Source organism: Paraburkholderia sp. 22099, assembly GCF_052045835.1.
Taxonomy (GTDB): Bacteria; Pseudomonadota; Gammaproteobacteria; order Burkholderiales; family Burkholderiaceae; genus Paraburkholderia; species Paraburkholderia terricola.
Genome location: NZ_JBQEPU010000009.1, coordinates 86,489 through 97,556 on the forward strand (window position 1 = coordinate 86,489; position 11,068 = coordinate 97,556).

Annotated in this window: 14 protein-coding genes; 3 read left to right on the forward strand and 11 right to left on the reverse strand. The window is 65.3% G+C overall.

The window, feature by feature from the left end:
• Positions 1–222 precede the first annotated feature (222 nt).
• The 8 genes from ACTJLC_RS11190 to ACTJLC_RS11225 all read right to left on the reverse strand — a co-directional run bounded on the left by ACTJLC_RS11190 (position 223) and on the right by ACTJLC_RS11225 (position 5,180).
• Complete coding sequence (locus ACTJLC_RS11190; protein WP_440843941.1) at positions 223–810, reverse strand: S26 family signal peptidase; 588 nt, start codon at positions 808–810, stop codon at positions 223–225.
• A complete protein-coding gene (locus tag ACTJLC_RS11195) occupies positions 807–1,340 on the reverse strand; it encodes a DUF2840 domain-containing protein (protein ID WP_440843943.1) in 534 nt (177 codons plus the stop codon). The genes ACTJLC_RS11190 and ACTJLC_RS11195 overlap by 4 nt, the downstream gene beginning before the upstream one ends.
• Positions 1,337–1,588: a chromosome partitioning protein ParB gene (locus ACTJLC_RS11200; protein WP_440844036.1), complete on the reverse strand. Its 252-nt coding sequence runs from the start codon at positions 1,586–1,588 to the stop codon at positions 1,337–1,339. The genes ACTJLC_RS11195 and ACTJLC_RS11200 overlap by 4 nt, the downstream gene beginning before the upstream one ends.
• Complete coding sequence (gene parA / locus ACTJLC_RS11205) at positions 1,585–2,223, reverse strand: ParA family partition ATPase (protein ID WP_440843945.1); 639 nt, start codon at positions 2,221–2,223, stop codon at positions 1,585–1,587. The genes ACTJLC_RS11200 and parA overlap by 4 nt, the downstream gene beginning before the upstream one ends.
• Positions 2,224–2,476: 253 nt before the next feature.
• Positions 2,477–3,310 carry a replication initiator protein A gene (locus ACTJLC_RS11210; RefSeq protein ID WP_440844038.1) on the reverse strand — a complete coding sequence of 278 codons (834 nt, stop codon included), beginning with the start codon at positions 3,308–3,310 and terminating at the stop codon, positions 2,477–2,479.
• Between the two features lie 26 nt (positions 3,311–3,336).
• Complete coding sequence (locus tag ACTJLC_RS11215) at positions 3,337–3,618, reverse strand: helix-turn-helix transcriptional regulator (protein WP_440843947.1); 282 nt, start codon at positions 3,616–3,618, stop codon at positions 3,337–3,339.
• Positions 3,619–3,743: 125 nt separating this feature from the next.
• Positions 3,744–4,502 (reverse strand): DUF7011 domain-containing protein, encoded by a 759-nt coding sequence (locus ACTJLC_RS11220; RefSeq protein ID WP_440843949.1) that lies wholly within the window; start codon positions 4,500–4,502, stop codon positions 3,744–3,746.
• 327 nt (positions 4,503–4,829) lie between these two features.
• A complete protein-coding gene (locus ACTJLC_RS11225) occupies positions 4,830–5,180 on the reverse strand; it encodes a DUF2958 domain-containing protein (RefSeq protein ID WP_440844040.1) in 351 nt (116 codons plus the stop codon).
• Between the two features lie 310 nt (positions 5,181–5,490).
• Between ACTJLC_RS11225 and ACTJLC_RS11230 the strand changes: the two genes are divergently transcribed.
• Positions 5,491–5,775, forward strand: coding sequence for a helix-turn-helix domain-containing protein (locus ACTJLC_RS11230; RefSeq protein WP_440843951.1), 285 nt, complete (start codon positions 5,491–5,493; stop codon positions 5,773–5,775).
• 77 nt (positions 5,776–5,852) lie between these two features.
• Positions 5,853–6,521, forward strand: coding sequence for a hypothetical protein (locus ACTJLC_RS11235; RefSeq protein WP_440843953.1), 669 nt, complete (start codon positions 5,853–5,855; stop codon positions 6,519–6,521).
• A 40-nt stretch (positions 6,522–6,561) separates the two neighbouring features.
• Here ACTJLC_RS11235 and ACTJLC_RS11240 read toward each other — a convergent pair whose 3' ends face one another.
• On the reverse strand, positions 6,562–6,876 hold the full coding sequence (locus ACTJLC_RS11240; RefSeq protein ID WP_440844042.1) for a DUF736 domain-containing protein: 315 nt from the start codon (positions 6,874–6,876) through the stop codon (positions 6,562–6,564).
• Positions 6,877–7,066: 190 nt separating this feature from the next.
• Here ACTJLC_RS11240 and ACTJLC_RS11245 point away from each other — a divergent pair, with 190 nt between their 5' ends.
• Complete coding sequence (locus ACTJLC_RS11245; RefSeq protein ID WP_440843955.1) at positions 7,067–7,288, forward strand: hypothetical protein; 222 nt, start codon at positions 7,067–7,069, stop codon at positions 7,286–7,288.
• Between the two features lie 359 nt (positions 7,289–7,647).
• Here ACTJLC_RS11245 and ACTJLC_RS11250 read toward each other — a convergent pair whose 3' ends face one another.
• Positions 7,648–9,696 carry a ParB N-terminal domain-containing protein gene (locus ACTJLC_RS11250; RefSeq protein WP_440843957.1) on the reverse strand — a complete coding sequence of 683 codons (2,049 nt, stop codon included), beginning with the start codon at positions 9,694–9,696 and terminating at the stop codon, positions 7,648–7,650.
• An 80-nt stretch (positions 9,697–9,776) separates the two neighbouring features.
• Positions 9,777–10,601 carry a DUF932 domain-containing protein gene (locus tag ACTJLC_RS11255; RefSeq protein WP_440843959.1) on the reverse strand — a complete coding sequence of 275 codons (825 nt, stop codon included), beginning with the start codon at positions 10,599–10,601 and terminating at the stop codon, positions 9,777–9,779.
• Positions 10,602–11,068: the final 467 nt, after the last annotated feature.

The following is an 11,068-nucleotide window of genomic DNA, read 5'->3' on the forward strand; positions in this document are numbered from 1 at the left end:
CTGCGCTGCTAGCGGCCAGCCTGCCGGGGAACGCGACCACGGCCACAGGCCGGGCGCGTTCAAGGCAAGATGCCTGCACGGAGGAAAGCGTCGCCGGATGTTGCGCAACGTGCGGCGCGGATGCGCTCGCACGACACGCGCGACGACACGGCGACGGCCAGAAGAACGACACGCCGGATGGCACGATCGAATGCACAACGCCACGCGGCGAATCGGCGGCTGTCATCGACGTGCCTCCAGCCAGATTGGGTGCGCGACACCGAGCACGGTGGATGCGCTGACCGGGCCGAAATACCGGCTGTCGAATGACGCCGGATTGGTCACGCTCAACAGGAACAGCTCGCCCGGTTCGAGGCGACGACACTGTGGCCACGATGGCAGCGGACGACCCATGCTGTCGGCACGCAGCACGGCGGCCAAAGGCACGCCGTCGATGCGAACGATGCCGCCCGCGATGCACACCTGCTGCGGTGCGACCGCGCCCACGCGCTTGAGCAGTGGCACGCGCGTCGGCAGATAGCCGCGCTGCGCCGCCAGCGCGGCGGCCTCGGCGGGCAACGGGACGAGCACGATGCTGTCCACGGACAACGGACGTGGCAGCGAGCCGGCCCGGTGGTCGAGCGGATCGACGCGATACCAGCCGACCGCCACGCTGTCGGACGGGTTGTAGGTCAGGCGCGGCAGCGGCGACACGAAGGATGCCAAGGCCAGCGCAGCGAAGCCGCAGGCGGATAGGCCTGCCAGCACGAGGCGTGCGCGCAGGCGCGAGCGAGGATGCGGTGCGGTGCCGGACAGGGAAATGGTCGTCATGGCAGTACCTTCCCGGCCAACCAAGCCGCGTGTCGCTCGGCGGTGTACGCCGGCAACGGCAAGCGCGCAGCGAGCCGGTTGCCGAGCGTGCGCCAGTACGTCGGCGACACGTCGGCGGGCGCGATGCTTTGCGCCTCGATGGCGTCGAGCTGCGACAGCACGGCGCGCACGGCGGGTTCGCCTTCGGCGTGCAGCAGCAGGCGCGCGCCCGGCAGTACGCCGGGGATGCGCTGCGCCGCGTCCAGTGGCGTGCAAGACTGCATCACCATGAGTCGCCAGCGGATCGTGCCGTAATCGTTGGCGTGCCAGCGGATGCGGCAGAACATGGCGCCGGGCAGGAACACGGCGATGCGCCGCCAGCGGTCGAGCCGGATGATGCGCGCCGGCTCGCCGAAGCGCAGATACACGTCGATGCGCTGCTCGATGCGGGCGAGCGAAACGCGGGTCAGCGGCGCAATGCCGGCGTGACCGGCGAACACTGCAAGTGATGGCGGCGGCGCAGTCGTGGCCGCCAGAGCGGATGCGTTCATGGGGTCATCTCCGGGAACTCGCGTTCGAGCAGTGCGCGCAGCAGTTCGGCCACCGTCACGCCCTGCGTGAACGCAGACACTTTGATGCGCGCCCGCATCGCGGGCGTGATGTCGAGGGTCAGGCGCGCGGTGTAGAGGTCGCCCTTGTTGAGCGCATCGGCGTCGCCTTGGCGAATCCACGCCTCGGCGTGCGGATTCGCCGGCGGACGTGCGCCGATGCCGATGCGTTTGCCACGCGCAGTCGTCATGTCGACCACCGCAACAACTCGTCGGTGAGCGCAGTGATCTCGCGCGCGGCGGCGCTGTTGAGCGCCGTCTCTCGTGCAAGCCGGCCAGCGGCCACGCTGTCGGCGAACACGATGCGCTGATGCACTTCCGAGCGCAGCGCTGGCAGCGGTTGCTCGGCGAGCGCGCCGCGCGCCTCGCGGCCGATGATGGTGGTGCTGACGCGCCGGTTGACGACGAAGGCCGCGCGCAGCGCAGGCCGGAACATCTGTGCTTCGTGAATCAGCGCGACCATCTCCGACGACGCCCACAAGTCGTAGGGGCTGGGTTGCACCGGAATCAGCACGCGCTCGGCCGCCAGCAGCGCGGAGCGCGCCAGGGCGGCGATGCGCGGCGGACCGTCGATGACGACGTGATTCGCGCGACGGGCCAGCTCCGGCGCTTCCTGGTGCAGCGTCTCGCGGGCGAGGCCCACGACGCTGAACAGCCGTGGCAAGCCTTGCTGGCTTCTGCGCTGCGTCCAGTCCAACGCCGAGCCTTGCGGGTCGGCATCCAGCAGGATGACCGACTGCCCGCGCATCGCCAACTCGCCGGCGATATGCGTGGCGAGCGTGGTCTTGCCGACGCCGCCTTTCTGGTTGAGCAGCGCAACGATCATGGCGTGGCCCTCCGTGTGGGAAAGCCGGGCTTTAGCTGTTGCGCTGCGTGCCGTTGGGTGGTTGTCCACCGAAGCGGAGCGCTCTTACCAAACGTTAGAGCTTTTAAGTTAGGTAAGTTAGAGGACGCCGAAACCCGCGCCGTTATTGGCTTTCCGGCGATTTCGCACGCCTGATAGCACGATAGGGGCACGCCTGATAGCACGATACCCGGCACGCCTGATAGCACGAGGCCGTCCACACGTTGTCCCCGGGTTATCCCCGTGCCGTGAACGGCACGGGCCGGAAGGTCAGCAATTCGGTTCCGTCGTCCGGCATCCGCTCGATGCCGAGCACGTAGCCAGGCAGCGACTGCCGCGCCACCAGCGCGCGCAGGTCGCAAGCGAAGTCGTAGGGCTTCGCCGTGCTGCCGGATTTCTTGTGCAGATGCCGGAAGTCGAATTGCCAGCCACCGAGCTGTTTGCCGCCGTGCTTGCGCACGAGCCGGTACAGCCATCGCTCGATGCCGCCGGTCAGCCGGAAATACGCCGGGTCGATGGTCAGCACCAGAGCGGCGTCGAGCACGCCGGCATAGAACCAGTCCGGTAGGATCAACTCGATGCCCAGCGGCGTGCCGCGGGCGTCGGCCAGCTCCTTCCATTCGTTGATCCACGAGAAGCGATGCAGGCGCCGCCCGGTCGTCTCGCGGATGGACGTTGCTACGGTGGTCGATTGCAGCCGGTCGAGCGCGGCCTTGAGGCGCTGGTAGTCGCGCAGCGACACCCCGCGTCCGATGAAGCGCAGGATCTCGTAGGGCGTCGCCTGCATCAGCCGCGACGGGCGTAGGCCCGCGTCGCGCGCTTCCACGATCTGCGAGGCCGCCCAGATCAGCAAGTCCGCATCCCAGATGGTCGCTATGCCGTGCTCCTGCGTGCCCTCCACGCGGATCGTGACGTTGCCGCTGCGGAAGTCGATCGGCGCGGTGCGCCGAGACTTCGCCAGCGAGAAGAACGGAAAGGCCATCAAGTCCTGGGCGTCGCGCGGCACCATGTCGCCCGGCAAGGCGCGGAACAGATTGAGCTGTTTCCGCTCCCCCGACGGGCTGGGCATGGCGATGGCCACCGGCGAGTCGCCCGTCAGCGCGCACGGTTGTCCGCCGAGTGATGTTCGGCGTATTCGGGATCGGACGTGGTTTCGTAGCTGCGCTGGTCGGCCCAGGCATCGAGATCGGCCACCGCGTACATCACGCGCCGACCGAACTTGCGGAACTTCGGCCCGTTGCCGATCACGCGCTGCTTTTCGAGCGTGCGCGGCGACAGCCGCAGGTACTCGGCGGCTTCGTCGTTGGTGAGGTAGCGTTGGGGTTGCGCAGTCGTGGCGACAGCAGCGGCAGCAGGCCGCAAGGGAGCGGGACGCATCGGGTGAACCTCCATCGGTCAGGAACGCCCGGCCACACAACGCAACCGGATGGAGGCAGTCTTGGGAAAGCGATGCGTTGCGCAGAGGGTCGATTTGCAGCACAGACAAAACGACCCTGCGCAGGTCATTCGAGCTGTGCAAGGCAGCGGTAGTCGCCGCGCATCAGCGATTGGCCGCGCCGCACGAGGCGGCGCACGCGCGAGCGCAGGCCGCCGTCGGCGTACCAGCCGGCGGCCACGGCCTCGGCGCCAAACAGCCCTTCGGCCGTTTCGCGCAAGGACGCGCCCGCGAGGGTCGCGTCGAGCGCCTGCAAGGTGTGCAGTTCCAGCAGCGCGGCCGGTGTTGGCCGCGAGCGCGCCACTGCCGCAGGCGCGGCCGCGGCGTCCACCGTTGCCAGCTTGTCCAGCTCGGACGTGATCGTGCGGTAGCTCGCGCAAGGCGCGGCGCGCGCGCGGATGGCGTAGAGGTAGGCCATGCCGTCGGCCAGACCCGGTGCGAGTGCGAGCCGCACGCAGCAGCCGGGCCAGCGCGACACCAGCACCAAACGCTTGCCGTCGTGGATCAGGTGCTTGTGGCCGGGAACGCGCCAGAACTCGAAGGCGTCCGCCTCCGGCGGTGGGTCGGCATCCGGGTAGAGCTGGAGCACGGCGTCAGGGTCGGGAAACCAGACCGGGTTCGCGTCGCGCGCATCCAGCGCCGGGTCTTCCAGCAGGCGCAGTCCCCAGGCGTGCGCCGCCTCCGGCTGGCGGCGACGGCGCAGCCAGTCGCGCCGGTAGTCGGGATGGCGGCGCAGGTACTCCCAGGCCAGCGCGGGGCCGTCGAGATGCAGCACGTACAGGTACGCAGCAGTGGGATACCAGGCATCGGCGCTTCGATCAGTCATGACGCGACCTCCTGTGGAACAGGAACGTCGCCACGGGCGTCGGACGCGAGAACTACGGCATCAACATCATCAAAGCGCCATCAAGGACGGCGTAAACTCAAGCTGTAACGAGGGATGTCAAGACCGATTCGCTCCGAAGCCTTACACGCATTGTCCAAGTGCGACGGCTGCGCCGCGCGGAAACGGCGTGCAGCATCGGACACCCTGCCGCAATCCGTATCGCGCATCCTGTCTTTTTTAGTCAGGACCCCACTCGCCTGGTGCAAGAGTACTGATCGAGACCGTATTCGTCTGATATTAGACCGGAAAAGACATAATACGCCGAGGTCAATCGGGGATGGAACCATCGCGTTGCGCGAGCTGGACGTACTCTGATAGCGGCCGCGCCGCATGGAAATACAGGTCACGCATGATGGGGCGCTGCTGCGGCCCGACAATACCGGCCAGATCGGACAGCTTGACCGTCCCCAATGCCGGCATCCCGATGCCGAGGTCGATCAATCCCCACGCGGTATCGCCGTCGGCGGGGTCGAGCGCGGCCAGCAGCCAGGTTGCGTGCGCGTCCGGCGTGAACAGCCGCACGATCGGCAACGGATCGATGTCCTGACCGGCCGCGCGTGCCGTGCCGTTGGCGAGCAGTTGCGTGCGTTCGTCTGCGGTGGTCAGCGGCTGAGTCATGGCCAGGAACCCCTCAAAGCCGAGGATGCACGAACACACTTTTGTGCCGAAGTACGGAACCGCGAAGCTGGTTTCGTGCGCAAACACGGATGTGCAATTCATCGAATCCGTACAGGCAGGGAAACACGGAAGCGGAATCATGTATGTCTGGAAAGGCACAGACGCGGCTCTCCGATTCCGTCGGAATCCGCCGATGCGGATTTCCGTAAAGGCACGAATACGGAAATCAACATCGCCAAATGAACACTATAGATTGTAGCCCTATAGGGTGCAATGAGATGTCATCTTGGTTTTCTAGGGGAAACCATAGGTGGCAGCGAAACCCTCTTTGGCGACGGCGATACGGACGGTCAGGAAAGCGCGCGGCTTGAGTCAGGAAGCGTTCTCCGACGTGTCCAGCCGTACCTATTTGAGTTCGCTGGAGCGCGACCAGAAAAGCCCGACCATGCACAAGCTGACCGAGCTGTGCGAGGTCATGGAAGTGCATCCGCTGACGCTACTTACGCTGGCGTATGCAGGAAACAGCCAGCACAATGTCGATGAGCTTCTGGCCCAGGTTCAGCGGGAGCTAAAGGAAATAGCTTCCGCGTCGTAAATCGAAAGCCGATGATGGCAACTTGGCCCCAAGCAAACCTGAGATTGCACCAAATGGCTCTCCCAACACATTGCAGCATGCCCCCGCTCAATTTGAATATTGAAGGTCTTCGCTCGCATGCCATGCTTGTGAGCATCTTCATGCCCGAGCCGGATGTATCGGTCGAAAAAAGAAAATGGCGTTCTTGGTTGGTACATTGCCTTGTAAAGACGGCTCGCCACTACAACGAAGCACGGTCACTAATTCTTGCGCAAATCAACGAAGGCAACCGCTCCTCAGCTGAAATGGCAAAAGGCCGGCAGTTGCCCATGTTTGATTTTCCATTCGCGATGGAGGATTGCATCACGTCGCTTGAAAAAGCGGTAGCGTGCATCAGAGCCTTGGCAAGCAAAGGAGAAGTGCAGTCGGCATACGTTCTTGCATTGGACGATGAGATGCAATCTTTGAATGCATTTCGGCGGCAACAGGAACATATGCATTCGCAAATCGCTGCAGGTCAAACCGGCGACGGCCCAATCCTCGTAGCTCTGTCAGACGACAGCAATGGCATGCGACTTCGTGGACTCACGATGTCGTTCTCTGCTTTATTTCGGTTGATCGACGCCACTTACCGCGATGTAGCGACCTTCTTCCCTGCGCATGATATTCAGTCCACCGCATCGCAAGGAGGAACACCCCAAATCTCAATGTTCGTGACGGTTGAGGTCATTCAAGGAGAATCCAAATCTCCAGGCGCTGCATCTTAGAAGCGCCCCGCCGTAATGGGCGGGGCGCGGTGGGCGGCGGTCAGTCCGCCTGCTGCGGCTTGCTGCGCGACCAGATCAGGTCGTGCGTGCCGCTCTCGTTCTCGATCAGGCGGGCGTAGACCGTTGCCGGGAACGAAGGATCGTCCAGGGTCACGGACACGTAGGGCCGTTCGGCCTTGCTGACTTTCTTCCACGCCGCGCCGATGTCGTGGCCCGCCTGCACGTGGAAGTCGGGGGCGTTCTCGCTGTCGCCCTTGTCGTTAGGAACCAGCTTAACCTTGACGTTGAGCGTCAGGGTGCGGAGCGTGCCGGTGAAGCCGTCTTTCTCTGCGGTGAAGGTGCCGATGTTAGCCATGATGTTTTCTCCTTTCGGGTTGAACAAGGTCGCGCCCATCGCGTCCTTGTTGTGAACCGGCCGGCGGGAGATGGGCGGGCCGCACCGCTTGCGGTCGAAACGCAGAGGAGAACCTGGAGGCGAAAAGAATTTGTCTCGCGAGGAAGCCGCGCAGCGGCGGGGAAATTGTTTGCGCTGGAAGGTTGCGGCCATGAAGCCCAAGGCGCAGCCGTGCCCTCGCCAGGATTCACGACAAGCCAAGGACGCAGTGGCCGCCCGGTCCCAAAAGGAGATGTGGCCGACCTCGGCATCCGCGCATGACGGCTGCACCGGCTCGCACCCTGGCGCGGGCAAGGCCAACACCAACGACAACGACAACGACGAGAATGCCCCTGCCGCCGCAGGCGGCCTCGTGCGTGAAGCGCGGCGTTGAAGCTCCGTAGGCAAGGCCAAACGGCGTGTCGGTGAACCGCCCTTCGTGACGAACAGGCGAACCGCTAGCGTCGAGGACGGCACGTTTTGGCACAACCTGTCGCAGCTAGCCGGGGCGTAGCCCCGCACAAGCCCCGTCCATTGCGGCGGGGCGTCATCGAAAATCTTGCCCGCGCCAGCGGGCACCGATTTGCTGTGCCGCGTGCAAGGCACTTGCGCGCCGGCGCCGTCGCCACCTGGCCGAAGGTGGCGACGCGGCGGTTTTGGGGTGGACGTTGAAACCGGGCGCGGCAAACCTGCCACGCCCGGTTCGGGATGAAAGAAAACTCCGGCGCAATGCGCCGGGGTCATGCTGCCAGGTCACGTGGCCAGCGCGTGGGCCTCCACCTCGTCGGTGGCATCTTCCAGCACATCGGCTTCGTTCACCGCGTCCGGTATGCCTTCCGGCTCCGTGTGGTGCTCAGTCTGGAACACGGCAGGCATCCAGCCGGTGCCATCCGCCAGCCGTTCCGCTTCCCTGGCAATGTCGCCCTTCTTCAACTTCGACAGGCGGGTGACGTGCGCCGGGGCGTACTGGCTGACGGCATCCAGAATCGCGGGCTTGGCGATGTGGCGGAAATAGCCCTCGGCGGTCGGCTTCCACCATGCGGCCATGTCCAAGCCGACAGCGCGCGCCAATTCCGCACCGGGCTGATGCTGCGTGGCGCGAGGCGTCACCACGTCCACGGTGGATGCCACGCACACGGCCAGCAGGCGCACCAGTTCAACTTGCGACGTCTCCAACAGTACGGCGAACAGTTCGGCGCTGTCCTCCGGCAACGCTTCGCCTGCGACTTCCTGCAGCTCGCGCAGCGCCACCGCGGCAGGCGATTCCGACACGTCGGGGGCCATACCTTCCAACCGGTCTTGCACGGTCAGGCGCACGGCAAGCGGTAAGCCATTGCTGTGGTATCCATGCTGCAAGACGGCCCGCACCACGCCATGCACCAGCGCGGCCAGTGCGATGTGCGGATGCCGGGCAACTTCGATTTGCAGCGCCGCCGTGCGGTGCGCGCTCAACCGCTGCGCCAGCCGATCGGACAGGCTCGCAGACTTGGGCGCTTCTTCGGTGTCGTCGCTTTCTTCATCATTCGCGCCTTCGCCTGCGGTGAAACCCTGCCGCAGCTTTTCCAGCGTCCGCAGCGCCTTCGCTTCGGCTTCGCGCAACAGGCCGCGATGAATCACGGCTTCGCCCTCGCGGTCGAGCGTGACGATGGCACCGGCCACGGCGCGCACGTCGGGGGCGTAGTCGCGCAAGCCTTCTTCGATGGCTTGCAGTTCTTCGGCCACCTGCTCGCGGCGCGGTTCCAGCGCCTCGGTCTTGTCCTCGTCCTCGGCGTCGTAGGCTTCCTCCAGTTCGGCGTCGAGCTTGTCGAGGCAGGTTTGCAGGGACGCTATGCGGCGGGCTTCGCGGATGGTCGGCTCGCGACGCCGGCGCGGCGCGTTCTGGAACGTCTGCCGGTCGGCATGGCTCAACTGAGTCACGGCTTCGACCCATGCCCAGCCCTCGGCACGCACGGCCTCGGCCTGCGCATCCAGCTTGTCGCGCACCAGTGTTTCCAGCAGCGCGGCATCGGTTAGGTAGGTTCCGGTATCGCCTTCCGCGAACAGGTCGCGGCGGATGCCGCCGCCTGCCTTTGTGTACGCGTCCAACCCGACGAAACGCACCAGCGGATGCGTGGCGGTGATTTCACGCTCGGTCAGGCGCTCGCGCAATGCCGACGGGCTGCGCTGCCATTCCGGCGCACCGTAGAAGGCGGCTTCCTGCGCGGCGTGATCGTCGGTGATGGTCAAGGCCATCAACTGTTCCAGCGTGGCGACTCCGCCGCGATAGTCGGTCAGCAGGCGTGGCGAGACGTTCGCCAGCTTCAAGCGGCGCTGCACCACCAGCGGGGACACGCCGAAGTCGGCGGCAATGTCCTCGATGGGGCGACCTTCCTTGACCAGCGCGGCGAAGGCCGCGAACTGGTCGGCGGGATGCATGGCCTCGCGCTGCACGTTCTCGGCGAGGCTCACAGTACGGGCGGACGCATCGGCCACCAACAGGCACGGCACTTCGTAATCGGCGGCAATGCGCTTCTTCTTCGCCAACAGCTTCAATGCGGTCAGGCGGCGGTCGCCCGCGACGACTTCGTACTGCTCACCATCGGCGGCGAGGATAACAATGAGGTTTTGCAACAGGCCGACGCGGGCAATGCTCGCGGCCAGTTCGGGGATGGACTGGCGCGGAGTCGTGCGAACGTTGCGCTTGGAGCGGCGTGGCAACAACTGCGACAGCGGAACCAGAATCAGGTTCTTGGTCGGGTCGGCCACTTCCAGCGGTGCGGCAGCTTCGAGGGCGACGGTTTCGGTTTTGGTTACGGCGTTCATGGTGATAACTCCATTCGTGAGCGGAACAACAGCGGAAGGAATGGAGGGGCCGAGATATTGGAAGCCCCTCCGCGTGGGGTTCAGGCTTTCAACTGACGCAGGCCATCGGCCAGCAACCACAAGGCCCGATTTAGGCGGATGCCGTTGTCGATGCCCTGCACCGGACGTGTCGTCTGGCGACGACCATTCGCGGCGCGGACGGACAGGCCGCCTTTGATGAGGTTTTCTTGCGTGCGGTTGAACACGCTCCACAAGTCGCGACGGTCGTCGTCGTGACGGCGTGGCATCAAGATTTGCGATTCCGTGATGGGCGCGGGCGTGGCGTCGTCGTACTTCAACGCTAGTGCGGCGCGGGCGAACACCTCCGATTCCCCGGCGTCCAGCGTGATGGTCTGCATGGCGTCACGGGATGCCTGCGCCCGGTCGAAGCCGTGCAGGACTTCGTAAGCGCCTTCGATGACTTGCGCCGCTACATTGCCCTTGTGGGGTACGCGCACATCCGCCACGGTGTCACCGCAAACAAGGCCGTTGCTGCATACGAACCGGAACATGCCGGCCAGCATCTGATAGCTGCTCGTGCCGTCGTGCGAGTTCAGCAGGATGATTTCGTTTGCCTCACGGCCGTTGATCTGGCTGGCGTGACGCAGCCGGATCATGTGCTTGGTGTATTCGCGGCGGTCGTCGTTACGCACGCGGGTCTGGCACACCATGAATGGCTCGAAACCTTCCCCGCGCAGTTCTTGCAGCACGGTCGCGGTGGGGATGTAGCTGTACCGTTCCGAACGGCTTTCGTGCGGCGCGTCCGCGAAGATGGACGGCGCTACGGCGCGAATTTGGTCGTCCGACAAGGGATATTCCGAACGCAGCACCGGCGAACGGGAAGCGAAGCGGGATGCGAGTTGCATGGTCGTTCTCCTGCAAAGGGTTGACTGTCGAAAAACCACCACCGGATTCCTAGATTCGGAGCCCGCCTTTCGGCTTTTCCGGTGGGGTCGGCGCGGAGACCTGGGCCGGCCTCGTTGCCACCGTCTTTCCTGAGTTCATCGCCCGCGACGGTCAGGAGCGCGCGGACGGGGGCCGTCAAGGGAAGAAGCGCAGGGTTGGTGCGGCCCGCAGGCGCAGCCGAGGACACGGCCCTGCGCGCCTTGACGGCGCCCGGCCGCGGGCTACAGTCGCGGACAAGGGGATGAAGTCAGGGAAGACTGCTGGACAGGCAACCGGCCGCAGTTGGCGCAGACCCCACGCAAGCGAAGCGCGCAGGCCCGGCTCAGGGAGCCGGGCCGAAGGCGTCAGCGATGGAAGCCCGAAGGGGGCGAGACTCGCGCAGCGAGGCTCGATGCGGAGCACGACAGCGCGGCCCGGCACAGCCGGG

Coding starts and splice junctions, on each gene's coding strand:
- ACTJLC_RS11220 (WP_440843949.1), bottom strand. CDS start 4,502: ATGACTGATCGAAGCGCCGATGCCTGGTATCCCACTGCTGCGTACCTG.
- ACTJLC_RS11195 (WP_440843943.1), bottom strand. CDS start 1,340: ATGAACGCATCCGCTCTGGCGGCCACGACTGCGCCGCCGCCATCACTT.
- ACTJLC_RS11250 (WP_440843957.1), bottom strand. CDS start 9,696: ATGAACGCCGTAACCAAAACCGAAACCGTCGCCCTCGAAGCTGCCGCA.
- ACTJLC_RS11245 (WP_440843955.1), top strand. CDS start 7,067: ATGAAGCCCAAGGCGCAGCCGTGCCCTCGCCAGGATTCACGACAAGCC.
- ACTJLC_RS11190 (WP_440843941.1), bottom strand. CDS start 810: ATGACGACCATTTCCCTGTCCGGCACCGCACCGCATCCTCGCTCGCGC.
- ACTJLC_RS11200 (WP_440844036.1), bottom strand. CDS start 1,588: ATGACGACTGCGCGTGGCAAACGCATCGGCATCGGCGCACGTCCGCCG.
- ACTJLC_RS11235 (WP_440843953.1), top strand. CDS start 5,853: ATGCCCCCGCTCAATTTGAATATTGAAGGTCTTCGCTCGCATGCCATG.
- ACTJLC_RS11225 (WP_440844040.1), bottom strand. CDS start 5,180: ATGACTCAGCCGCTGACCACCGCAGACGAACGCACGCAACTGCTCGCC.
- ACTJLC_RS11255 (WP_440843959.1), bottom strand. CDS start 10,601: ATGCAACTCGCATCCCGCTTCGCTTCCCGTTCGCCGGTGCTGCGTTCG.
- ACTJLC_RS11215 (WP_440843947.1), bottom strand. CDS start 3,618: ATGCGTCCCGCTCCCTTGCGGCCTGCTGCCGCTGCTGTCGCCACGACT.
- ACTJLC_RS11240 (WP_440844042.1), bottom strand. CDS start 6,876: ATGGCTAACATCGGCACCTTCACCGCAGAGAAAGACGGCTTCACCGGC.
- ACTJLC_RS11210 (WP_440844038.1), bottom strand. CDS start 3,310: ATGCCCAGCCCGTCGGGGGAGCGGAAACAGCTCAATCTGTTCCGCGCC.
- parA (WP_440843945.1), bottom strand. CDS start 2,223: ATGATCGTTGCGCTGCTCAACCAGAAAGGCGGCGTCGGCAAGACCACG.